The sequence below is a fragment of the Corallococcus sp. BB11-1 genome (genome assembly GCF_026626625.1).
Taxonomy (GTDB): Bacteria; Myxococcota; Myxococcia; order Myxococcales; family Myxococcaceae; genus Corallococcus; species Corallococcus soli.
Window position 1 is genome coordinate 140,841 of sequence record NZ_JAPNJY010000041.1, and the last position, 22,195, is coordinate 163,035.

Below are 22,195 nucleotides of genomic sequence, written 5' to 3' on the forward strand. Positions count from 1 at the left end.
CCCCATGGGCGAACAGAGCGCATCCCGATTGGAAGGAGACCGCTACCAGCACCTGTACAGTTGGTACGTGCTGCTGCCGTTGCTGGACGACGACAGTCCGTTCTCCTCGGCGTTCGTCGAGCATCCGGAGGCAGGGGCGGCGGACGACGTCACGTTGCATCCACGGCCTGGTACCTCCGTTGCCAGCCGGTACGTGCAGGTGAAATGGCATGTGGATTACCGGGATGTCTATTCGTTGAAGGGACTGACGGAGCCGCCCGCGAAGGGGCGCTCCCTGCTCCAGAAGCTCTTCGCGAGCTGGAAGACATTGCGTGAGCAGGGACCGGTGGAAGTGTGGCTGGTGAGCAACTGGCAGGCGGACCTGGAACTGGGCCGCTACCTGCAGGGCCGGGACTGTCGCCTTACCGAAGCCTTCTTCGTGGAGGCACCGTCTGGTGCGCTGAAGGAAGCGCGAGCGCAGTGGCAGGTGCACCTGGGCGTGGAGTGGGATGTCCTGCGCGGCTTCTGTCGGGACCTGTGCATTCGGTTGGGCTTCGCGAGCCTGGCGGAGTTGGAGGGGCTTGTGGATGAGCGCATGAGCGCGCGGGGGCTGCGGCAGGGAGTTGAGCCGCGTGCCATCGCGCTGGATGGGATTCGCGAGTGGATTGAAGTTGGCGGGGAGGCGAAGCGGGTTGACCGGTTGAAGCTCCAGGCATTCATCCGCGCCAGGAACCTCACGGCGCCAAGGCTCGACACTCCGGGCCTGGGTTTGTGGGTCCACGGCTGGGTCCGACGAGAGTGGCGGCAACCTCCCGCGGTGGAACTGGACTGGACGCAGTATTTCAACCGGGAAACCCGCACGGTTCCCCACGCGACGTTCTGGCGGGAGCGGCTGTTGCCGGACCTGAGGGAGGCACGGCGACGGCTGGCGGGGAGGCCGGAGGGAACGTTGATCGACTTCCGGGGCAAGGTGCCGCTGAGCGCCGCGCTGGCGGTGGGGGCGTGCTTCCCGGAAGTGGGCGGAGACCAGTTCCGCGTGGAACAGCCGACGCGAGGGGACATCGTGTTGTGGCGCTCGGACGCGAAGCCCTCAGCGCGCGTGCTTCGGGGCCGTGAGCATGAAGGAAACCCCCGGGCCAAGGACCTGCTGGTGGTGTTCCAGCTCACGGGCGACGCGAGTCTGGACGTCGAGCGTTTCGAGTCCGAGCAGCCCGGGCGCTTTCGCGCGGTCCTCGTCCTGGAGCCGGAGGATGGGCCACACGATGGATCCGTGACCTCGGAAGGGGACGCGGTCGCCTTCGCGGTGCAGGCCCGCGAACTCATCCGCCGGGCTTGCGTGCGGTGGCGAGCAAGCACCACGCACCTCATCCTCTACGCCCCGGCGAGCTGCTGTCTCTTCCTGGGCCAGCGCCTCAACGCGATGGGCCCGGTGGTGGCTTACGAGCGCACCGTCGCGGGCGGCTACGCCCCATCCCTGACCGTGGAGACCGGGTGATGCCCGAGGAGCACGAGCCGATGACGACCCCCCATGGCCAGGATGTCGTCCTGCCCGACGACCCACCGAAGCGCAGCCGCAGGCTGCTGGATGGGCCTGAGCGGGACTTCTTCGGGGTGCGGTTGAAGACCACGGCACCCATCCTGGGTGGCGCCCCCAGGACCCGTGAGGTGGATGCCGTGGATGTCATCCGCGAAAGACCTTGCCACGCGTGAGCGTGACCTATGGGGCGGTGTGGGAAACGACGAAGGCAGCCGCTCGCGCAGCCCCGTCGAGTTCGAGAAGACCGCCTCACAGGCGCCACTGGCTGCTTAACCCACCCGTACACCAAACCCGGACAAGCTCAACATGACCCTTCCACTCCCGAGTTACTTCACCGACTTCCTCCAGAAGATCCGTCCGACCCCCGCGCAGCGTGCCGACATGATCCGTGGTCACTCCCTGCTCCGGGAGCGCCTGCAGGCCGACGCGGCGCTCGTCCCCGGGTTCGTCGGCATGTTCTTGCAGGGCAGCTACAAGCGGCGCACCGCAGTGCGTCCCAAGGACGGGACTTGCGCGGATGTCGACCTCGTTGTGGTCACCCGGATGAAGGAATCCGAATTTACCCCCGAGCGGGCGATGAAGTGCTTTGAACCGTTCCTGCGACGACACTACGCAGGGAAGTACCGCCAGCAGGGCCGCTCTTTCGGAATCGAGATGTCCACCGTCGAGATGGACCTTGTCGTCACCGCTGCTCCGACCGAAGCAGAGGCCGGCATCTACAGCGACCTCGTGAAGCGCGAAAGGCAACCGCGCTTCGATGAGGACCTGTCGGATGAGCCCTTGCTCAAATCAGACGAGGAGGAGGAAATCTGGAGGATGCATCCGCTGCGCATTCCCGACAGTGATGCGGGCGCGTGGCAAAGCACCCATCCGCTGGCACAGTTGCGCTGGACGAACCAGAAGAACGCTCGGACCTCCGGTCACTTCGTCAACGTGGTCAAGGCGCTCAAGTGGTGGCGACTCGTCCATCTGGAGGAGTTGCCTGGGCGACCCAAGAGCTACCCCCTGGAGCATCTGCTGGGGGACTGCTGCCCGGATGACGTCACGTCCGTGGCGGAGGGCGTGGTCCGCACCCTGGAAGTCTTCCAGCAGCGCTATGCCGCGCATGTCGCTGCTGACCAGGTGCCGTACTCTCCGGACCGTGGCGTGGACCAGAACGTCATGGCACGCATCTCCGGTGAGGACTTCACGAAGTTCCACGCGCGAGTGAGCGCCGCCGCGAAGCTCGCGCGCAGGGCGTTCGAATCACAGGATACCCAGGCCGCCGTTCCCGTATGGCGAGAACTCTTTGGGGAGAAGTTTCCGAACACGCCGGAGGGGGGCGGCGGTTCGTCCCCTTCGGGCGGATTCACCCGCCACCAGGGAGGTGGCGGGAGCGTCGGTCCTGGCAGGTTCGCGTGAGGCCAGTTCCGGAGCTGACGGATGCACTGCGTCTGGGTCGGCGTGCCCTCGATGGACGCGCTGGCGTCATGCTGCTCAATGACCTGACCTGGGATTCAGGGGAGGCGTGCTGGGTGCTCCCCCTTCGCGTGAGAGCGGAGACGCAGGGCAGTGCCATCCCTGAATGGACGGACTGGTATGTCCTCATCGACTCGAACTACCCCCTGGGCCGCATCGACGTCCACCCGGCGAAGGGCGGTGGCATTGAGGACACGTATCCGCACCAGAAGCTGAACAGTGCTGGTCCTGTCAACCGACACTGGCGCGACGGTCGGCTGTGTCTCCAGACGGGGCGGGCTTCCCTGGGATTCAGGGTGCGGGACGAGGAGGCTCGCGATGCCGCAGGCCGCCTCGCCTGGTACGTCGAAGGACTTCGGGAATGGCTCGAAACCGGCGCACGAGGTCAGCTCCTCGCGCCAGGACACGCCTTCGAGCTTCCGGAACTCCCGCTCCGGGAGCGCATGCGGGTGGTTTTCAGCGAAGGGTCCGAAACCTTCACCCGCTGGAATGCGCTTCCCCAGTCACGGGGGTGGGCGGAGCTGGTGCCGCTGCGCGGAAATCCCCGGGTCCTCGCCGTGCGCGCCTTCTATTCGTTCGAGGGCCGCTGGCTGTTCTCACCGGAATGGGGAGACCTGCTGAGCAACGTGCCACGTAAGCGACGCATCCGGATTCCGTGGATGCGCTGCGCAGGACTTCCCATCCTGCCGCCGCACGCAGCGCCCACCACTTGGCCAGAACTGGAACGCGTCGCCAATGCCCTGCAATGGAACTTGAGAGGGGACCTGCTGGCGTTCGCCTCGCAACTCCGGGACGGCGCGAGACACCTCTGTCTCATGGGCTTCCCGCTGCCAGAGCGGGTTGGTGCTCCCAACGTGCGGATGCACTGGTGGGCGGCGCGGCTGCCGGTCTTCTCGCATGGGGACGTGGCGATGCGAGGCTACGCTCGCACCACGCGGAATAGGGAGATGCATGACTTGCTGAGCCTGTTCGCACGGCCGCTCCCGGTGGATTGGCTCCAAACCGATGACTGGACCCCGGCAGAGCTTCGCAGTCGCGGGGCATTGCCAGCGGAGCTCCAGCGCTCGTGGGTGTTGCTCCTCGGCGCAGGATCGTTGGGGTCCGCCGTGGCCGAGTTGCTCGTGCGCGGGGGGGTGACCCGCATGGTCATCGTGGATCCCGATGTTGTCGAGGCGGGCAATCTCGTGAGGCACACCCTGAACCTGACGGACGTCGGGGCTCCCAAGGCCCAGGCGCTTGCCGAACGGTTGCGCTCCATCAGTCCGGACGTCCAGGTCCATGCCCTCCATCAATCGTTGGAGCTACCACCCGCGCAGAGCCACTGGCTCGTCTCCCGGTGCGACATGGTCATTGACTGCACGGCCTCAAACGAGGTCATCGAGTCCCTGGGACAAATGACCTGGGATGGGCCACGGTTCTTCTTCTCCGCGTCCTTTGGCGTGGGGGCCCGGCGGCTGTTGTGCTTTAGCGCCACGGGGACGTCGTTTCCCGCGACAGACTTCTGGGAACAGAGCGCACCCTGGCGCCAACAGGACTACGAGGAGCTGCTTCGAACGGAGCTTCCCAGGGAAGGGATTGGATGTTGGCACCCAGTCTTCCCCGCTCGGGCCGATGACGTGATGTTGGCCGCGGCCATCACAGTGAAGACGCTGGCACGGTCCGTGAGTCTGCGCCCCGTCACCCGCCTGGATACCTATTCTTGTGATGGCGTGGACGGTGATTTCCAGGGGGTGACCCATGTGTTCGGGACGGACGCACATGCGGGCCCTTGAGTTCCGTTCAGAGGACTCCCGCTTCCGGGCGCGTCTGTCCAGCGCCACCGTTCGAAGGCTGCTCAAGTTGTGCCAGTCCTCCGTGAAGCACGAAACCGGCGGCATCCTGCTAGGTCACTACTCCGAAGCGCTCGACTGTGCCTGGGTTCGCAAGGTGTCCGACCCTCCGCCGGACTCGGAGCGGGGGCTGACATGGTTCAAGCGCGGAACAAAGGGATTGCAGGCGTTGCTCGACCACTGCTGGGACTCGGGCGGAAACCACTACTTGGGGGAGTGGCACTTCCACCCCTTCGTGGCTCCGACGCCCAGCGTGACGGATCTCGGGCAGCTTACGGCCATTGCGCATGAGCCCGGATATGGTTGCCCGGAGCCGCTGCTACTCATCGTTGGCGGGGATCCTTCAGAGGCGTGGTCCATCAGCGTCCATGTCGTTCCCCGGGGACATAGGGCGATTCCCCTCCTGCGGATCTGACGCCACTTCATGTGAGATATCATCCGACGGGCAGGCATCGCGCTCGCAGAGATATCGAAAGGCGTTGTTGCAGGCTGGCTGAACAGCGCGGTCAAACCCGCGCATACCGTTGCATGTCTCTTGGGCAGTTACGTCAGGGCGCCCAGTTCGCGAAGCTTCCCTTGAGCAATCTCATTTCGTGGGTCCTTGTGGAGAATACGACGGTAGATCCGGGCCTTCTCCGCAGGATCGGCCGACAAGGCCGCTTCCAGGGTGAGTACCTGGAGATGCTCCGGGTCGAGCGCTCGAGCCTCCTCTAGCTGCCGGGCTGCAATCTCATCATCTCCCATGAGGAAGTACACGAAGCCAAACTGCACACGCGCGACCACGTCCTCGGGACAGATGGCCAGCAGTCGTTCAAAGGTCGGAACGGAGATCTCTGGCTCCGCGTAGAAGCGTTCCGAGAGGGCTCGAAGTTGTGCCGCGTCGGTGACCTGGGCGAGTGCTGCCCGCAGTGCCTGCTCCGCTCCGGGCTCGTTTGTTTCCATCCGCCTTCGCGCGAGGACCTCAAGCTGACTGATGGCTTCGCTCATGTGAATGTTTCCGAAGGTCGCTTCATGGCGCGATGAACGCCGTGTTGAGGGTGATGGTCCCGTCCAGATATCTGAACCACCGAAGGGTCAGGTTGACCGGCATCCCCAACGCATCCTTCACCTGGAGGGTACCTTCAAAAACGGCCCCCGAAGCATTGGTGGACAGGGGGCTGACCTTTCCGTCGAGCTGTCGGACCGCCTCGATGAGCACCTGCCGCTGCTCCGCCCATGTCGGGGCCAGCCGGTCGAGATGGTGCTTGGGCAGGTCAACGTGCATGTCCTTGACCGAGATGCCGCCATCCCGACTCCCGGGTCCCCGCGCCACCATGGCGACGGCGTTGGGGGCAAGCCCCACGGCCATGACTCCCTCAGCGATGGAGATGGAACGGACGCCGCCCACCATCGCCGCGGACAACTGGAAGCCCGCGTTGGTTTCAGCCGCGAGCGCCGCCTGGGCGAAGCCCGGAAGCATGGGGCCCTTCGTGGCCAGGTTCGCCGTGCCTCCGCCCAGCGCGGCCGTCAGGGCCAGGATGAGGATTCGCGCACCGTTTTGACCCATCACCTTCCCGAAGGCCCGCCCCGCGTCCTCCAACTCATCGAAGGCAACAGCCCGCTCCGAGTCCTGGGAGAGCCGCTGCCACCCCTTGATGAGGTTGGCGAAGGAATCCAGTCCGATGTACGCGATGACGTAGGTCGTCAGCGCAATGGCCACCAGCTTCGTCACCGGCTCCGGCGCGACGACCAGGAGCATGTACGCGGCCATCGCGGAGGTGATCATCGCCTTGAGGGCCAGTGGGTTGATGATCTCGCTCACGGCACCCTGCACGCCCTCCCATACGCCGTCCCAGGCGAAGGACAGGGCCATCTGTCGCCGCGCCCTGGCATCCAGAAAGGTGAAGCCGTCCTCCAGCAGGGAAAGGCATTCTTCCGGTTGGTCCTGCCGCGAGCACCATGCTCCAGAGTCGTTTCTACGGCCGCGAGACTCCGGTTCCCAAGATGCGAGCCGGGCGCGCATCCGCGTTTCTTCCTCGGGCCGAAGCGAGAAGCGCATGTCCAAAACCAGCCGGGTCATCACCTGCTGGAACGCAGCGGCGTCGACCTCGACGGTGTCCACGCTCCTCGGTGGGCTGTAGACGATGGGCTTGCCCTGACCCGTGTCGAGGTACACCACCCGGGAGGTCGCGCAACCCGCCAGCAGGGTTCCCAGCAGCAGCACTCCTGCCCAACGCAACCGCATGTCGGACCCCCACGTCGCGGGCTTCACGGAGTTGGACATCTCATGCGTGCCCTTCAGCCCGGTCGATGCGGCCACGGTGCCGGTGTCGTGCGACGGACAGGGCTCAGCAGCCCGCCTCCACCCGCGCCCACCAGCCAGCGGGGCACACCGCATCACGGCGCTGGCCGGCCGCCGCATCTGTAGTACGAAGGGCCCCTCCCCGGTGACGCTGTGCGCCTCCTCTCACTCCAGGTCCAGGACTTCCGCAACCTCCCGTTGGTGCAGCTCGCGCCCAGCATTCACGCGACCATCGCCGTGGGGCAGAACGGGCAGGGGAAGACCAACCTCCTGGAGGCGCTCTACTTCCTCGCCACCCTCAAGCCCCTGCGCGCCGGCCGGCTCTCCGAGCTCGTCCGCTGGGGCTCCCAGGCCGCCCGCGTCACCGGCCGCTTCCTCCTCAAGGGCGCCGAGCGCGAAATCTCCGTCGAGGTCGGCGGCGGCACCCGCCAGGCCCTCGTGGACGGCAAGAAGGCCTCCAGCCTGGAGGACTACTTCGGCGGGGTCTCCGTCGTCGCCTTCACCCCCGACGACCTGGAGGTCATCAAGGGCGGCCCCGACTCACGCCGCGCCTTCCTCGACCGCGCCGTGTTCAACCGCTACCCCGCCTTCCTCCGGGAGAGCCGCGAGTACGCCCGCGCCCTCAAGAACCGCAACCGCCTGCTCCGCGACGGCGCCACCGTCGACGCCGCGTACCTGGACGCCTACGACGAAACGCTCGCCCGCGCCGGTGCCCGCCTCTACGCCCGCCGCCGCTCGCTGATGGCGGAGCTGGCGCCTCGCGCCCAGGCGACCTTCGCCTCCATCGGCCGCACGGCCGACCCCGCCGTCTACGGCTACCACCCCGCCCATATCGGCACCGACTTCGCCCAGGCCGACGAGGCCGCCCTCGCGACCGCCCTGCGCGAAGCCCTGGCCGCCCGCCTGCGCCGGGACCTGGACCGCGGCTTCACCTCCGTGGGCCCGCATGTGGACGACGTGTCCGTGACGCTCGGCGGTCGCAGCGCCCGCGCCTATGCCAGCCAGGGCCAGCAGCGCGCCCTGGTGCTCGGCTGGAAGATCGCTGAAATCGAGAACCTGGAGGCCGCCATGGGCTTCCTCCCCCTGCTCCTGCTGGATGACGTCTCCAGCGAGCTGGACCCGGAGCGCAATGCCTACCTCATGGGCTACCTGGCCCAGAGCGGCGCGCAGGTCTTCCTCACCACCACCGACGCGGGGCTCGTCCGGGCCGCCGCCGCCAGTGACTCCCTCTGGCTCACCGTCCACGCAGGCCAGGTGAACACAGACACGCCCGCTCCCTAGCGCACGTGCCGCCGGTTCCAGGGCCAGTGGATGGGCCCGCGCTTCGCCTGATGGGGGACCTGCTCCCGCGTGACGTTCCCGAAGTACTCGTAGCGGAACTCCGCCCACAGCAGCCCGAACGCCGCCGTGAACAGGAACACCGCCAGCGTCAGCCACCACGGCGTGCCCACCACCAGCGCGATGATGCCCAGCACGCCCAGCACCACGGCCACGCCCAGGGGCAAGGTGTCGCGCTTCTTGGACTCGCTGAAGGCCATGCCCATGGCCACCATCGACACCACCAGCAGCGGCCACGCCAACCAGTACGACGTGCGCGCGAACAGGTTGGCAATCGATAACAGGAACAGCCCGAATCCAAATACCGCCAGTCCGCCGTCCATCGAATCCTCCTCGTGAGAATCCCCTGGGGACTCCCGGCTGAACATGCGTCCTGGCCCCGTCCCCGGACACTCCTCTGGCGCGCGTCACCGCCGCGTCCGACCGGGGACACGGCGGGAGAGCGTCACCCTCCGCGCCTCCGGAATACGCAGCCACACCCCGCGTGTCTGCTTCGTGCTCCCACCTTCCGCGCGCCCCCGCCTGGAGTCCTTCCGGGGCGCCGGGCGCCCGCTGTCGGCGCGAGCGTTGTAGTCGACGTTTGCTCCGACGAAGTTCTTGCGGACGTTCCAGCCCTGCACCATGACGGGCGCCGTCCCACCGGGAGCCCTCGGGACGCATGAAATGGTGCCATGTCGCGGATGCTGCTGACGCTCGGGATGTCTGCCCTGCTCGCGGGGTGCCACCGCACGACGTTCGAGGACTCGGTGCTCCAGAAGAAGGACGTGAAGTACCGCGTCGGCCCCCTGTCCAACGACGTCTGGCAGCGCGCCTCGTTCGACGACAACGACCTGGCCTTCGTGGAGCGCGGTGACACCGGCCGCGTCATCGCCACCAACGCCACCTGCAAGGACCACGACGACCCGGCCCTCAACGTCCTCACGAAGCACCTGCTCATGGGCTTCACCGAGCGCCAGGACCTGGGCCAGCGCACCTTCACCCTGGACGGCCGCGAGGCCCTCCGCAGCCGCTACGTCGCGAAGCTCGACGGCGTCCCCGTGTCGCTGGAGCTGGTCGTCCTCAAGAAGGACAACTGCGTCTTCGACTTCAGCTACGTGTCCCCCGTGGGCCACGCCGACGCGCGCATGGCCGACTTCGAAGGCCTCGTCTCCGGCTTCCACGCGGAGCGCCTGCGATGAGGGCCGAAGCCCAGGCCGCCACCGCGGCGGCCCAGCACCCCGCGCGCCCCACCCTCAAGGAGCGCCTCCGCGAGCGCATGGAGTCGCTGGGCGCCCTGTCCGTGATGACCGGCCAGGTGTTCAGCCGCGCCGTGCGCCCGCCCTATGACTGGGCCGGCCTCGTCTTCCACACCGAGTCCCTGGGCGTGCGCTCGCTGCCCATCGCGCTGCTCACCGCGACGTTCGCCGGGCTCGTCATCTCCCTCCAGTTCGGCTACTTCCTCGCCCGCTTCGGCGTGCAGTACACCGTGGGCCGCGTCGTCATCCTCACGCTGTTCCGCGAGCTGGCCCCCGTGCTCACCGCCCTCACCGTGGGCGCGCGCATCGGCTCCGGCATCGCCGCGGAGCTGGGCTCCATGACCGTGACGGAGCAGGTGGACGCCATCCGCGCGCTCGGCGCGGACCCCTTGCGCAAGCTCGTGGTGCCGCGCGTGTTCGCGTGCCTCATCGTCATGCCGGTGCTCACCGTGTTCTCGGACGTGGTGGGCCTGGTCGGCGGGGCGCTGGTGGTGCGCTCGCAGTACGGCATCTCCCTGGACCAGTTCTTCCAGGGCGCGCTGGACGCCGTGATGATGGGGGACTTCGTCTCCGGCGTCATCAAGGGCGCGGTGTTCGGGCTCGTCATCGGGCTGGTCGGTTGTTTCAAGGGGCTCGCGGTGGAGGGCGGCACCGAAGGCGTGGGCCGCGCCACCACGCAGACCGTGGCCATCACCTCCGTGTCCGTGTGCCTCGCGGACTTCTTCATCACGAAGATCACGCTCTACTTCTGAAGCGCCCCGGACCATGCGCAAGGCCCGCTCCCACCACGTCGACCCGCCCGCCCCGTTCGAGTTCCGCAAGCCCACGCCGGGCGAGGAGCTCATCCGCTACGAGGGGCTCGTGAAGCAGTTCGGCGCCAAGCGCATCTACGACGGCGTGGACCTGGACGTGCGCGCCGGGGAGACCCTGGTCGTCCTGGGCGGCTCCGGCGTGGGCAAGAGCGTGCTGCTCAAGTGCCTCATCGGCCTCCTGCATCCGGACGGCGGCCGCATCCTCTTCGAAGGCTACGACGTCGCGAAGTTCTCCGAGGAGCAGTTCCTGGCGGTGCGCAAGCACGTGGCCATGGTGTTCCAGGGCGCGGCCCTGTTCGACTCGCTCTCCGTCGCGGAGAACGTGGCCTATCCGCTGCGCGAGCACTTCCCCACGATGTCCCGCGAGGAGATCCGCAAGCGCGTGGCGGAGAAGCTGGAGCTGGTGGACCTGCCGAACACGGAGCGGCTGATGCCGTCGGACCTGTCCGGCGGCATGCGCAAGCGCGTGGGCCTGGCGCGCGCCATCGCCACGGACCCGGAGGTCATCCTCTGGGACGAGCCGACGACGGGCCTGGACCCCGTCACCACGCAGACCATCAACGAATTGATTGAGTCGATGAAACAGCGCCTGGGCGCCACGTCCATCGTCGTCACGCACGACATGGTGAGCGCCTTCGTGCTGGCGGACCGGATGGCCATGCTGGCCAACCGCAAGATCGTCCAGGTGGGCACCCCCGAAGAGATGCGCCGCTCCACGGTGCCGGAGGTGCGGGCCTTCCTGGACGCACGCCGCCTGGAGCTGAACCCCGAAAGAACACCATGAGTCTCTTCACCTCGACCTCGAAGGAAAAGCGCCTGGCCGTGCGCGCGGGCGCCTTCGTCGCCCTCGGCCTCGCCGTGGCCGGCGTCGTCGTCTTCTTCATCGGCCGCGAGTCGAACCTCTTCCAGCGCCAGGTCGTCTTCCGCGCCTATTTCGACAGCGTGGACGGCCTGAGCGACCAGTCCCCCGTGTGGATTGGCGGCCTGAAGGTGGGCCGGGTCAACGGCGTGGCCTTCTCCCAGGACTTGAAGGACAGCCGCCTGGAGGTGCAGTTCCAGGTCGCCAGCGCCTACACGGAGCGCATCCGCGCGGACTCCGTCGCGAAGCTCACCAGCATGGGCGTCCTGGGCGACAAGGCGGTGGACATCTCCCTGGGCAGCGCGGACCAGCCGCCCGTGGAGCCCGGCGGCATCGTCAAGTCCAGCAGCGGCGGGGACCTGTCCAAGCTCATGAGCAGCGCCAGCCAGGTGATGGAGAACTCCGTCGCCATCAGCGCGTCGCTCAAGGACGCCATCAAGGTCTACGCCAACCCGGAGCTGTCGCGCGACCTGGCCCGGAGCGTCGCCTCGCTGAGCGCCATCATGCAGGAGATTGAGAAGGGGGATGGCGCGCTGCACGCGCTCATCTACGACAAGCGCACGGGCCAGGAGGTGAACACCCTGCTCGCCAGCGCGTCCGGGGCGGCCCGGCGCATGGACGGCGCGCTGGCCCACGTGGAGGCCATCCTGGGCGAGGTCCGCCGGGGTGACGGCACCGCGCACGCGCTCATCTATGGCCAGGACGGCGCGGTGGCCCTCAAGGAGCTGGGCGAGGCCGCGGGCCAACTGGGAGGCCTCATCGAGGACGCGAAGAAGAGCCCCAACGGCGCCGTGCACCAGCTGGTCTACGGCGACGCGAAGGGCATGTTCGCCGACCTGGGCAGCGCCGCCGCGGACATCAAGCAGATCACCGCCACCGTGGCCAAGGGCGACGGAACCCTGGGCGCGCTCGTCTCCGACCCCACCGTCTACGACGACCTGCGCGAGGTGCTGGGCAACGTGAAGCGCAACCGCATCCTCCGCGCGCTGGTGCGCTTCTCCGTCAGCAACGGCGAAGCCCTGGAGCAGGTGGGAAAGCCCCAGTCGGTGCCCACGCCCCTGACGCCCTCGGACACCACCGCCGCGCCCGCCGCGCCCGCGCCCACCCCCGCGCCCTGAGCGCCGGGCGCAAGGGGCCCCGCGGTCTCATGCGAAGCGCCACCACCGGCGTCCGCGACCGTGGGTGTCCGGGTGTTTCAAGACACCCGGGCGAAACACACACATGAGGTGTTTCGCTGAAACACAGGCCGTGGGTCCACCTCAGGATTTGCCAGGATTTCAATTTTCCAGCCCCTGTTGACTTCACACGTTTGAAACATGTATTTCCACCTCCCCACTTTTCCGAGGAGTTGGGAAAATGCTTCGCAACGTCACGCAGCGCGGTAGCCGTGTCGCGGTGGTCCTTGGCACGCTGATGTCCCTGGCGGGTTGCAGCAGCAGCGCCCCGGCGCCGGAGGAGATGCCGGCGGAGGAGACGGCCACGACGCAGGAGGCGCTCCCGCACCGCGGCTGCGCCACCATCGAGCCGTCCGCTGACGAGAAGCTGGAAATCGAAGCCGCGCTCGCGAACCGCGTGATGGCGAAGCGCGCGGTGGGCTCGGTGAACGTCCCTGTCTACTTCCACGTCATCCGCAAGGGCACGGGCATCGCCAACGGCGACATCCCGGACTCGCAGATCACCGCGCAGATGAACGTGCTGAACGCGGCGTACTCCAACACCCCGTTCAAGTTCACGCTGGCGGGCACGGACCGCACGACGAACAGCACCTGGTTCGCGCTGGGTTCGGGCACGTCCGCGGAGAAGAAGATGAAGGCCGCGCTGCGCAAGGGCGGCGCGGGGGCGCTGAACGTCTACACGGCCAACCTCAAGGGCGGCCTGCTGGGCTGGGCGACCTTCCCCTCCAGCTACACCAGCCAGCCGTCGATGGACGGCGTGGTGCTGCTCTACTCCAGCCTCCCCGGCGGCACGGCGGTCCCCTACAACGAGGGCGACACGGCCACGCACGAAGTCGGCCACTGGGTGGGCCTGTACCACACGTTCCAGGGCGGCTGTAACAACCCGGGCGACTCCGTCAGCGACACGCCTCCGGAGGCCTCGCCCGCGTACGGCTGCCCCACGGGCCGTGACTCCTGCGCCGGCGGCGGTCTGGACCCCATCCTGAACTTCATGGACTACACCGACGACAGCTGCATGAACCAGTTCAGCGCCGGCCAGGTGGCCCGCGCGGACAGCCTGACCGCGACGTACCGCTAGTCAGCCGCCTCCCAGCACCCGTCGTCCCCGGCGCCGGAGTCTCCCCAGTCCACATGGGGGGCTCCGGTGTCGTCCGTTGCGGGGGCCCGCGCCCGCTCCTCGCGAACGTGGACAAGCCGTGCCCGGGTTGTCCACAGTGGGGGACCGCCCTCCGGAAGGCCCGGCGGGCGCCCAAGGAGCGTGGCGCCGTGAGAGACCTGTTGATGATTCCCGGGCCGGTGGATGTGGACGCGGAGGTGTTGCAGGCGCTGTCCGCGCCGGTGCTCGGGCACCTGGACGCGGGCTTCATCGCCACCTTCGGCCGGGCCCTGAAGCGCCTGCGGGAGGTGTCGCTCGCGCCGTCCGCGCAGCCCTTCGTCGTCTCCGGCAGCGGCACCCTGGCCATGGAGCTGGCGGTGGCCAACCTCGTGGAGCCGGGGGACCGCGCGCTGGTGGTGAACACCGGCTACTTCAGCGACCGCATGGCCCACATCCTGGAGCGCCACGGCGCGCAGGTGACGCACGTGCGCGCGCCCCCGGGCGGCGCCCCGGACGCGGCGCAGGTGGAGGCGGAGCTGCGAAAGGGCGGCTTCAAGCTGATGACCGTCACCCACGTGGACACGTCCACCGCGGTGCTGGCCCCCGTGGAGGAGCTGCTGAAGGTCGCGCGCCACCACGGCGTGCTCAGCGTGGTGGACGGCGTGTGCGCCACCGCCGGCGAGTCCTTCCAGCAGGACGCGTGGGGCGCGGACGTGTACCTCACCGCCAGCCAGAAGGCGGTGGGCGTGCCGCCGGGCCTGGCGCTGCTGACGGTGAGCCCGCGCGCGCTGGACGCGTGGCGCAAGCGCAAGGCGCCGGTGGCCAGCGTGTACGCGGACTGGGCGGAGTGGCTGCCGGTGATGGAGGCGTACGAGGCCGGCAAGCCCTCCTACTTCGCCACCCCGCCCACGTCGCTCGTCTGCGCGCTGGACGTGAGCCTGGGGCACATCCTCGCGGAGGGGATGGAGGCCCGCTTCGAGCGCCACCGCCGCATGGCCCGCGCCTTCCGCGCCGCCTGGAGCGCGCTGGGCCTGCGCCTGCTGCCCACGTCGGACGCCGTGGCCGCCAACACCCTGAGCGCGCTGTACTACCCGGAGGGCGTGGACGCCTCGCTCGTCGGCCGCGTGAAGGCCCAGGGCGTGGCCATCGCCGGGGGGCTCCACCCGGAGCTGAAGACGCGCTACTTCCGCGTGGGCCACATGAACCGCGTCACCGCCGCGGACGTCCTCTCCACGGTGGGCGCCATCGAGCGCGCCCTCCACGCGGGTGGCCACCGCGCCAGCGCCGCCGGGACGGGCGTCGCCGCCGCCCAGGCCAGCCTCTCCGCCTGAACGCCCATCCTCCCATTTTCTCGCGCGGCGAGAAAACTCATCGGTCCTCCCATTAGATTCATGTAAGCTACTGGATAATATCCGGTACTTCCGGGCTTACTGGGATTTCTTGCCGGTGCGGTAGAAATGTGTGATTGGGCTGCACGGTGTGGGCGGGGCGTGGGCCCCGGCACCAGTGAGGGGGAAGGGCAGCGCCGGGGGAGGGACCTTGAAGTCGGGGGGGGCCCGTTCCTGGCGCCAGCAGAGGATGGGAGGTCGGTATGCAGCTTGGACCGTTCGAGGGTTCAACAGGGGTGGCGGGTGGGGTGGATGAGGGCGCGGAGTGGCAGCTGGCGGAGCGATGCCGGGCGGCCACCCCCGCGGACGGCGCCCGGGGGATGTTCTTCCAGGGCGTGGTGGGGGTGGTGGGCTTCCTCCAGGGGGAGGCCGCGGGTGCCCGGTGCCTGGAGGCGGCGGGCCTGCGCGAGCTGAACCCCGCGGAGCTGTACCCGGTGACGCGCTTCCTGGCGATGACGTCCCAGGCGACGCGGCTCTTGCGCCCGCAGCTGGGCACCTGGGCGCAGTCGCTGCACTACATCGGGACGCAGGCCACGGTGGACTTCCTGGCCTCCATGTTCGGCCGGGAGCTGATGCAGGCGGCGCGGCGTGATCCCCGCATGCTCCTGCAGCACCTGGCGGACGGCTACAGCGCGGCGGTGAGCTACGGCGAGCGCACCGTGCTGTGGACCGGGGACCGGAGCGCGCGCTTCGTGATGCGCCGGGACTTCATGCCCGCGCCCTACCACGAGGGCGTCCTGCTGGGCGCGCTGGAGGCGGTGGGCGCCCAGGACGTGCGCGTGCACGGGCGTCAGGTGTCCCTGCTCGACACCGAATACGACGTTTCCTGGTAGTCCCGGCCCGTCCCGTTTGGGACGGGGAAACGGGGACTCCGGAGGCGGGACGTTCACCAGCCAGCGGTCGGGGGGGAGCGTCCACCATTTCTCCCGATGGGGTGACGGGGAGGGCCACTAGCATGCGTGCGAAAGGCCCGTTGCCGGAAGAAGGCGGTTTTCCGGCCACACCCGGGAGGAGTCACGCGAATGGATGCAGCACCAGGCTCCCGGCCGGCACGGCGGTGGGCCCCCGGGTGGAGCGCACGGCTCCGCGTGCCCGGCCGTGTCCAGACAGCGCCTGGAGTGGGACCGCCCCGGGTGGCGGTGACGGCCGGGGCCCGGGCATGACGCCCTTCCGGCTGTTGCTGGTGGAGGACAGCGCCAACGACGCGGCGCTGGTGACGGCGGAGCTGGTGCAGGCGGGCTACCAGCCCACGACCCGCCGCGTGGAGTCGCTGGAGTCGCTGCGCGAGGCGCTGGCCTCCGACGCGTGGGACCTGGTGCTGTGCGACTACCGGCTGCCGCGCTTCAGCGCGCTGGACGTGCTGGCGGTGCTCCAGGAGGTGGGGCGGGACGTGCCGCTCATCGTCCTGTCCAGCCTGCTCAGCGAGGAGCAGGCCGTCACGCTGATGAAGGCGGGGGCGCGCGACTGCTTCTCCAAGGACCGGCTGGCGCGGCTGGGCCCTGCGGTGGCGCGCGAACTGGAGGAGACGCGCGTGCGGCGCGAGCGCGCGCGCGCGGAGGTGGACCGGGAGATCCTCGCCCGCGCCAGCGAGATGCTCACCGCGTCGCTGGAGCAGGAGGCGCGGTTGGATCAACTGGTCCAGCTGCTGGTGCCGAAGGTGGCGGACTGGAGCGCCTTCTTCGTGCAGGACCTGGAGCGGGGCGGGCTGCGGATGGCGGCGCTGGCGCACCCGGACCCGGCCCGGCGCACGCTGGCGATGCAGCTGAACCAGCGCCACCCGTTGGATCCCCAGGCCGCCGGGGGGCCCGTGAGCGTGCTGCGCACGGGCCTGCCGGAGCTGGTGCCGGACGTGCGCCAGCGCCCCCACGCCCCCGTCGCGGACGCGGCGGCGTACCTGCGCGGGGTGGAGGCGCTGGGCCTGCGCTCGGTGGTGAACGCGCCCCTGCCCGGCCGCGAGGGCGCGCTGGGCGTGCTGTCGCTGGGCACGCTGGGTGAGCGCACGCTGGGGCCGGTGGACCTGGCGCTGGCCCAGGAGCTGGCGCGGCGCGCGGGGCTCGCGATGGAGAACGCGCGGCTGTTCCAGGAGGCGCGCGAAGCGGTGCGGCTGCGCGACGAGTTCCTCACCGTGGCCGCGCACGAGCTGCGCACGCCCCTCACCACCCTGCGGCTCCAGCTGGGCACGCTCCTGCAGCGCTCGGAGTCGCACCACCTGGAGCCGGAGGTGGTGACGCGGCTGGAGCGCAGCGTGCGGCAGGTGCGCCGGCTGGGCACGCTGGTGGAGGGGCTGCTGGACGTGTCGCAGCTGTCCAGCGGGGAGCTGTCGCTGATGCCGGAGCGCTTCGACCTGGAGGAGCTGGTGGCGGAGGTGCTGGAGCGCTACCAGGCGGAGGCGCGAGCGGCGGGGTGCGAACTGCGCCAGTCCGCGCGCCAGGGCCTGTGGGGGACGTGGGACCGGCTCCGGGTGGACCAGGCGGTGGCGGCGTTGATCTCCAACGCGCTCAAGTTCGGTCCGGGGCGGCCGGTGGAGGTGGACGTGGGGCGCGCGGGGGGCTTCGCGCGGATCCAGGTGCGGGACCGTGGAATCGGCGTGCCCGTGGACCAGGTCGAGCGTATCTTCGAGCGCTTCGGGCGGGCCGTCAGCTCGCACTCGTATGGAGGCCTGGGCCTGGGCCTGTACCTCACGCGCCGCGCGGCGGAAGCGCACGGCGGCAGGGCCTGGGCGGAGCCCGGCCAGGCGGAGGGCGCCCGGTTCACGTTGGAGTTGCCGCTGGAGAAGGAGACGCGAGATTGAGCCGGCCGCTGTTGGTGGTGGACGACGACACGGACCTGCGGGAGGCGCTGGAGGAGGTCCTGCGCGACGCGGGCTACACCGTGCTGGGAGCGGGCAACGGCTTGCAAGCGCTGGAGGTGCTGCGCAAGGAGCAGAGCCTCCCCGCGCTGGTGCTGCTGGACATGATGATGCCCGTGATGGACGGCGCGACGTTCGGTCGTCAGATGCGCCAGGTGGAGGCGTGGCGCGACATCCCGGTGCTCGTCTTCTCCGCCTCCGCGAACGCCGCCCAGGTGGCCGAGGAGATGGGCGCCTGCGGCTACCTGCGCAAGCCCGTGGACGTGGAGACCCTCCTGCGCGCGGTGGCGTCCAACAAGGTTTCCTGAGGGTCCCCGGGGCCTGACGTCTGCTCGCCAACGGGCAGGCGTCCCGCGCGTGCGTTGACGCTGCGCGCGACGGACTGGTAAGTGCCTCCTTAACACCCGTTTCGCGAGGCCCATCCCATGAACACCCACATGCTCGCCCAGCTCCTGGTGCAGCTCATCGTCATCATCGGCCTGTCGCGGCTGATAGGGCGTGGGGCGCGGTGGATTGGCCAGCCCCTGGTCATCGCGGAGGTGGTGGCGGGCATCGCGCTGGGGCCGTCGCTGCTGGGGCTGATTTCGCCGGGGGCGCTGCAGTGGCTGTTCCCCGCGGAGTCGATGCCGTTCCTGAAGATGCTGGCCGAGGTGGGGCTGGTGCTCTTCATGTTCCTCATCGGCCTGGAGCTGGACCCCCGGATGCTCAAGGGGCGGGGGCACACGTCGGTGGCCATCAGCCACTCGAGCATCGTCGTCCCCTTCGCGCTGGGCGCGGTGGCGGGGGCGCTGTGGCTGTACAAGTCGCTGTCGGACCCGTCGGTGCCGTTCTCGTCGTTCGTGCTGTTCATGGGCGTGTCCATGAGCATCACGGCCTTCCCGGTGCTGGCGCGCATCCTCACCGAGCGCGGGCTGATGCAGTCGAAGCTGGGCGCCATCGCCATCGCGTGCGCGGCGGTGGACGACGTGACGGCGTGGTGCCTGCTGGCGTTCGTGGTGTCGCTGGTGCGCGCGACCAGCCTGGCGGAGGCGGGGCTGACCACGCTGTTCGCGGTGCTCTACATCGGCTTCATGTTGCTGCTGGTGCGGCCGTTCCTGGCCCGGCTGGGGGCGCGCGTGGCCAGCCGCGAGGGCCTGACGCAGAACGTGGTGGCGGGCACGCTGCTGCTGCTGCTGGCGTCCGCGTGGGCCACGGAGCGCATTGGCATCCACGCCCTCTTCGGCGCGTTCCTGTTCGGCGCGGTGATTCCCAAGGAGGGGGGGCTGGCCTCGGCGCTGGCGGAGAAGCTGGAGGACGTGACGGTGGTGCTGCTGCTGCCCGTGTTCTTCGCCTTCAGCGGCCTGCGCACGCAGATTGGCCTGCTGGACACCGTGGAGTCCTGGGTGACGTGCGGGGTCATCATCCTGCTGGCGTGCCTGGGCAAGTTCGGTGGCAGCGCGGTGGCCGCCCGCCTCACGGGGCTGCGGTGGCGCGAGGCGGGGGCCATTGGCGTCCTGATGAACACGCGCGGGCTGATGGAGCTCATCGTGCTCAACCTGGGCCTGGACCTGGGCGTCATCTCCCCCACGCTCTTCACCATGATGGTCATCATGGCGCTGGTGACCACGTTCATGACGTCGCCGCTGCTCAAGTGGATGTATCCGCCGGAGCAGCAGGCGCGCGACCAGCTCTCGCGCGAGACGCCGGGCGCGGCGCTGGCCCCGTCCGCGTACACGGTGCTGCTGTGCGTGTCCCACGGGCAGGCGGGGCCGGGCATGGCGGTGCTGTCGCGCGCGCTGTCGGGCGAGCGCAACGAGGCGAACCTGTACGCGCTGCACCTGCTGTCGCCGGACCGGGCGCTCAAGGCGCGCGCGGAGGAGGCCCTGGATGCGACGGGCGCGTCGGGCAGCGCGCTGACGCCGCTCATGGGCCGGGCGGAGAAGCTGGGCCTGACGGTGCGCACGCTGTCGTTCGTGTCGTCGGAGCCGGCGCGGGACATCTGCCGCACGGCGCAGGCCAAGCGCGCGGACCTGGTGCTGCTGGGCTGGCACAAGCCGCTCTTCAGCCAGACGGTGCTGGGCGGCACGGTGCATGAGGTGATGCAGGAGTCCACCGGCACGGTGGCGGTGCTGGTGGACCGGGGCCTGTCGCAGGTGCGGCGGGTGCTGGTGCCCTTCGTGGGCAGCCGGCACGACCGCGCGGCGCTGGGGCTGGCGCGGCGGCTGTTCAAGCAGGCCGGCGCGGAGGTGACGGTGCTGCACGTGACGTCACCGGAGGGGCCGGGGTCGGGCCGGGCGCAGGTGGAGGAGCTGTTCCCCGCGGACGAGGGCGCGGCGGTGAAGCTCAAGGTGGTGCGCCACGCGTCGCCGGAGGAGGCGGCGCTGGAGGAGGTGCGGGCGGGCTACGACCTGGTGGTGGTGGGCCTGGGCGCCGAGTGGGGCCTGGAGGACCGGCTCTTCGGCGTGCAGCGCGAGCGCATCGTGCGGGACGCGCCCGCCTCACTGCTGCTCGTCCGCCACCCGGAAGGGGCCCCCGTGCGGGTCCAGGGCGAAGGCCTGGCCCCGGGTGGGGACGCCACGCCGGGCGGCGCGCAGGCGGCCGGGACGAGGAGCTGACGCCATGCACCTGGGGGCCACGCTGCGGCTGTTGCGGGTGGACGCGGGGCTGTCGCTGCGCGACCTGGCGCGGCGCATTGGCGTCTCCAGCGCGTACCTGAGCCGCGTGGAGCACGGCGTGGACGCGCCGCCCACGCAGGAGCGGCTGACCGCCATCGCTCGGGAGCTGGACGTGCCCCCGGCGCTGCTGATGGACGTGGCCAACCGGGTGAGCCCCTACGTCGCGGGCTACCTGGAGGACGTGCCCGCGGCGGGGACGCTGCTGCTGGACATCGCGCGGCGCAAGCTCACCGGCGCGCAGCTGGCGCGCGTGCGGGCCTTCCTGGACGCGGAGTTCCCCTTGCGCGAAGCGCGCGGCGACGAGCCCGTCCCCGCCCTGGGGCTGCTCCTGAACCCGGAGCGCGTGGTGGTGCAGCTGAGCTGCGGGGACTACGAGGACGCGCTCGACGTGGCGGCGGGGCGGCTGGCCTCCGCGCTGCCCGGCCTGGACGCGGCGGCGCTGGCGCAGGGGCTGCGCCAGCGCGAGGGGGAGACGCCCTCCCAGGTGGGCAGCGGCGTGGCGGTGCCGCACGCCTTCGTGTCAGGCGCGGCCCCGGTGGCGGCGCTGGTGACGCTGGCCCGGCCGCTGAAGACGGACGCGCCGGACGGCCAGCCCCTGCGGCTGGTGGTGGCGCTGGTGGACGGACACCGGGGGCGCGCCCGGCTGATGCGGCTGGCGCACGTGGCCCGGCTCGCGGGCCGGGGGCTGGCGGACCGGCTCCAGGGCGCCGAGGACGCCCGGCAGGTGCTGGAGACGCTGGAGGAGCTGGAAGCGCTGCGCTGAAGCCTCACCCCGGAGCGCGGCCCTGGCCCGGTGGCGGCACCCAGTGCTCCCACTCGCCCAGGTCCCGGAAGCCCAGGTGCCGGTAGATGCGCAGGCCCGCGGCGGTGGACTGGAGCACCGTCGCGGTGCACCCGCGCGCCCGCGCCCCGGCGATGAGCCCGCGCATCACCGCCGTGGCCATGCCCAGGCCCCGGGCCTCCGGGTGGGTGGCCACCAGGTACACGCCCGCGGTGTCCGCCACGTCCACCGCCAGCCCGCAGGACAGGGGGCGGCCCGCGTCGCGCGCCACCACCGTGTGCACCGACGGCGGGGGAGGGCGCCGCCAGGTGGCCAGGATGTCCCGCCACTCGGGGCCGTAGGCGCTCACGTTGAGCTCCACCAGGTCCGTCAGGTCCCCCATGGACTCCACCGGCACCCCGGGCGCCGCGTCCGGCAGGTCCTTCAGCCAGGCGCCCATCGCGGGGATGGTGAAGTCGAACCGGTAGCCCTGCTCGGCCAGCACGGCCTTCGCGTCCCGCTGCCAGGGCGTCAGGGTGACGCGCCAGCGCGACAGGCCCAGGCCCCGGTAGAAGTCCCGGACGGCGGGCAGCGCCCGGGCCAGCGCGTCCGCGTGGGTGAAGAGCACCTGCTGGAAGTGCGCGTCCTGGTAGGCCGGCAGGGCGAACGCCTCCACCCCGGGGAGGCTCAGGTGGCGCAGTGAGCCGCGCTCCGCCTGGAGGCGCTTGAAGGCGATGAGGTTGGTGTGCAGTCGCGAAGTGAGTTCGGCATCCGTCATGCGGGCGGCGAGCCTAGACACGGGGGCGACCGCCAAAGAACAGCCGTGGAGGAAAGGACGCGCACACCGTGCGCCCGGGGATTAGGTTCCAACCCCACGTCCGCCATGAGCCAGCGCTTCTTTCCCTTTGATCCCCGCCCTACCCGGATTGCCCTCTTCCTGGGTGCG

At 69.8% G+C, this 22,195-nt stretch carries 21 protein-coding genes; 17 read left to right on the forward strand and 4 right to left on the reverse strand.

The features are described from left to right. Window positions 1-4: 4 nt before the first annotated feature. From OV207_RS35580 to OV207_RS37845, 5 genes are all read left to right on the forward strand, one after another. Entirely contained in the window at window positions 5-1,474 is a 1,470-nt protein-coding gene (locus OV207_RS35580) for an SAVED domain-containing protein (protein WP_267559563.1), read from the forward strand. Window positions 1,475-1,494: 20 nt separating this feature from the next. Then, a complete protein-coding gene (locus OV207_RS35585; protein WP_267559565.1) occupies window positions 1,495-1,689 on the forward strand; it encodes a hypothetical protein in 195 nt (64 codons plus the stop codon). A gap of 133 nt (window positions 1,690-1,822) precedes the next feature. Beyond that, on the forward strand, window positions 1,823-2,917 hold the full coding sequence (locus tag OV207_RS35590) for an SMODS domain-containing nucleotidyltransferase (RefSeq protein ID WP_267559566.1): 1,095 nt from the start codon (window positions 1,823-1,825) through the stop codon (window positions 2,915-2,917). 68 nt (window positions 2,918-2,985) lie between these two features. Further along, window positions 2,986-4,746, forward strand: a complete 1,761-nt coding sequence (locus OV207_RS35595) for a HesA/MoeB/ThiF family protein (RefSeq protein ID WP_267559567.1) — start codon at window positions 2,986-2,988, stop codon at window positions 4,744-4,746. Continuing rightward, entirely contained in the window at window positions 4,733-5,218 is a 486-nt protein-coding gene (locus OV207_RS37845; protein ID WP_420715290.1) for a Mov34/MPN/PAD-1 family protein, read from the forward strand. Before OV207_RS35595 ends, OV207_RS37845 begins: the two co-directional genes overlap by 14 nt. Before the next feature lie 128 nt (window positions 5,219-5,346). Here OV207_RS37845 and OV207_RS35600 read toward each other — a convergent pair whose 3' ends face one another. After that, window positions 5,347-5,790 carry a hypothetical protein gene (locus OV207_RS35600; RefSeq protein ID WP_267559568.1) on the reverse strand — a complete coding sequence of 148 codons (444 nt, stop codon included), beginning with the start codon at window positions 5,788-5,790 and terminating at the stop codon, window positions 5,347-5,349. Window positions 5,791-5,812: 22 nt separating this feature from the next. Next, window positions 5,813-7,102 carry a hypothetical protein gene (locus OV207_RS35605; RefSeq protein ID WP_267559570.1) on the reverse strand — a complete coding sequence of 430 codons (1,290 nt, stop codon included), beginning with the start codon at window positions 7,100-7,102 and terminating at the stop codon, window positions 5,813-5,815. A gap of 135 nt (window positions 7,103-7,237) precedes the next feature. On the opposite strand from OV207_RS35605, the gene recF reads away from it, so the two are divergent. Continuing rightward, window positions 7,238-8,365, forward strand: coding sequence for a DNA replication/repair protein RecF (recF, locus tag OV207_RS35610; RefSeq protein WP_193349903.1), 1,128 nt, complete (start codon window positions 7,238-7,240; stop codon window positions 8,363-8,365). On the opposite strand, the gene OV207_RS35615 is transcribed toward recF, so the two are convergent. After that, complete coding sequence (locus tag OV207_RS35615) at window positions 8,362-8,745, reverse strand: hypothetical protein (RefSeq protein WP_267559572.1); 384 nt, start codon at window positions 8,743-8,745, stop codon at window positions 8,362-8,364. The two genes, recF and OV207_RS35615, sit on opposite strands and share 4 nt — an antisense overlap. A gap of 348 nt (window positions 8,746-9,093) precedes the next feature. On the opposite strand from OV207_RS35615, the gene OV207_RS35620 reads away from it, so the two are divergent. The 11 genes from OV207_RS35620 to OV207_RS35670 all read left to right on the forward strand — a co-directional run bounded on the left by OV207_RS35620 (window position 9,094) and on the right by OV207_RS35670 (window position 21,252). Continuing rightward, the gene (locus tag OV207_RS35620; protein WP_267559574.1) at window positions 9,094-9,600 is read left to right on the forward strand and encodes a hypothetical protein; all 507 of its coding nucleotides are present in this window, start codon (window positions 9,094-9,096) and stop codon (window positions 9,598-9,600) included. Then, the gene (locus tag OV207_RS35625; protein WP_267559575.1) at window positions 9,597-10,409 is read left to right on the forward strand and encodes an MlaE family ABC transporter permease; all 813 of its coding nucleotides are present in this window, start codon (window positions 9,597-9,599) and stop codon (window positions 10,407-10,409) included. Before OV207_RS35620 ends, OV207_RS35625 begins: the two co-directional genes overlap by 4 nt. A 13-nt stretch (window positions 10,410-10,422) precedes the next feature. Beyond that, window positions 10,423-11,253, forward strand: coding sequence for an ABC transporter ATP-binding protein (locus OV207_RS35630; protein WP_193349899.1), 831 nt, complete (start codon window positions 10,423-10,425; stop codon window positions 11,251-11,253). Beyond that, entirely contained in the window at window positions 11,250-12,446 is a 1,197-nt protein-coding gene (locus tag OV207_RS35635) for an MlaD family protein (RefSeq protein WP_267559576.1), read from the forward strand. The genes OV207_RS35630 and OV207_RS35635 overlap by 4 nt, the downstream gene beginning before the upstream one ends. 238 nt (window positions 12,447-12,684) lie before the next feature. After that, the gene (locus OV207_RS35640) at window positions 12,685-13,581 is read left to right on the forward strand and encodes a zinc metalloprotease (protein ID WP_267559577.1); all 897 of its coding nucleotides are present in this window, start codon (window positions 12,685-12,687) and stop codon (window positions 13,579-13,581) included. 188 nt (window positions 13,582-13,769) lie between these two features. Further along, on the forward strand, window positions 13,770-14,930 hold the full coding sequence (locus OV207_RS35645; protein WP_267559578.1) for a pyridoxal-phosphate-dependent aminotransferase family protein: 1,161 nt from the start codon (window positions 13,770-13,772) through the stop codon (window positions 14,928-14,930). A 260-nt stretch (window positions 14,931-15,190) separates the two neighbouring features. Continuing rightward, window positions 15,191-15,820: a TIGR02265 family protein gene (locus OV207_RS35650; RefSeq protein ID WP_193349896.1), complete on the forward strand. Its 630-nt coding sequence runs from the start codon at window positions 15,191-15,193 to the stop codon at window positions 15,818-15,820. Window positions 15,821-16,146: 326 nt separating this feature from the next. Further along, window positions 16,147-17,778 (forward strand): hybrid sensor histidine kinase/response regulator, encoded by a 1,632-nt coding sequence (locus OV207_RS35655; protein ID WP_267559579.1) that lies wholly within the window; start codon window positions 16,147-16,149, stop codon window positions 17,776-17,778. After that, complete coding sequence (locus OV207_RS35660) at window positions 17,775-18,143, forward strand: response regulator (protein ID WP_193349894.1); 369 nt, start codon at window positions 17,775-17,777, stop codon at window positions 18,141-18,143. Before OV207_RS35655 ends, OV207_RS35660 begins: the two co-directional genes overlap by 4 nt. Before the next feature lie 117 nt (window positions 18,144-18,260). Further along, window positions 18,261-20,429 carry a cation:proton antiporter gene (locus OV207_RS35665; RefSeq protein WP_267559580.1) on the forward strand — a complete coding sequence of 723 codons (2,169 nt, stop codon included), beginning with the start codon at window positions 18,261-18,263 and terminating at the stop codon, window positions 20,427-20,429. Window positions 20,430-20,433: 4 nt separating this feature from the next. Next, window positions 20,434-21,252: a helix-turn-helix domain-containing protein gene (locus OV207_RS35670; RefSeq protein WP_267559581.1), complete on the forward strand. Its 819-nt coding sequence runs from the start codon at window positions 20,434-20,436 to the stop codon at window positions 21,250-21,252. A 4-nt stretch (window positions 21,253-21,256) separates the two neighbouring features. On the opposite strand, the gene OV207_RS35675 is transcribed toward OV207_RS35670, so the two are convergent. Further along, the gene (locus OV207_RS35675) at window positions 21,257-22,027 is read right to left on the reverse strand and encodes a GNAT family N-acetyltransferase (RefSeq protein ID WP_267559582.1); all 771 of its coding nucleotides are present in this window, start codon (window positions 22,025-22,027) and stop codon (window positions 21,257-21,259) included. Between the last annotated feature and the right edge of the window lie 168 nt (window positions 22,028-22,195).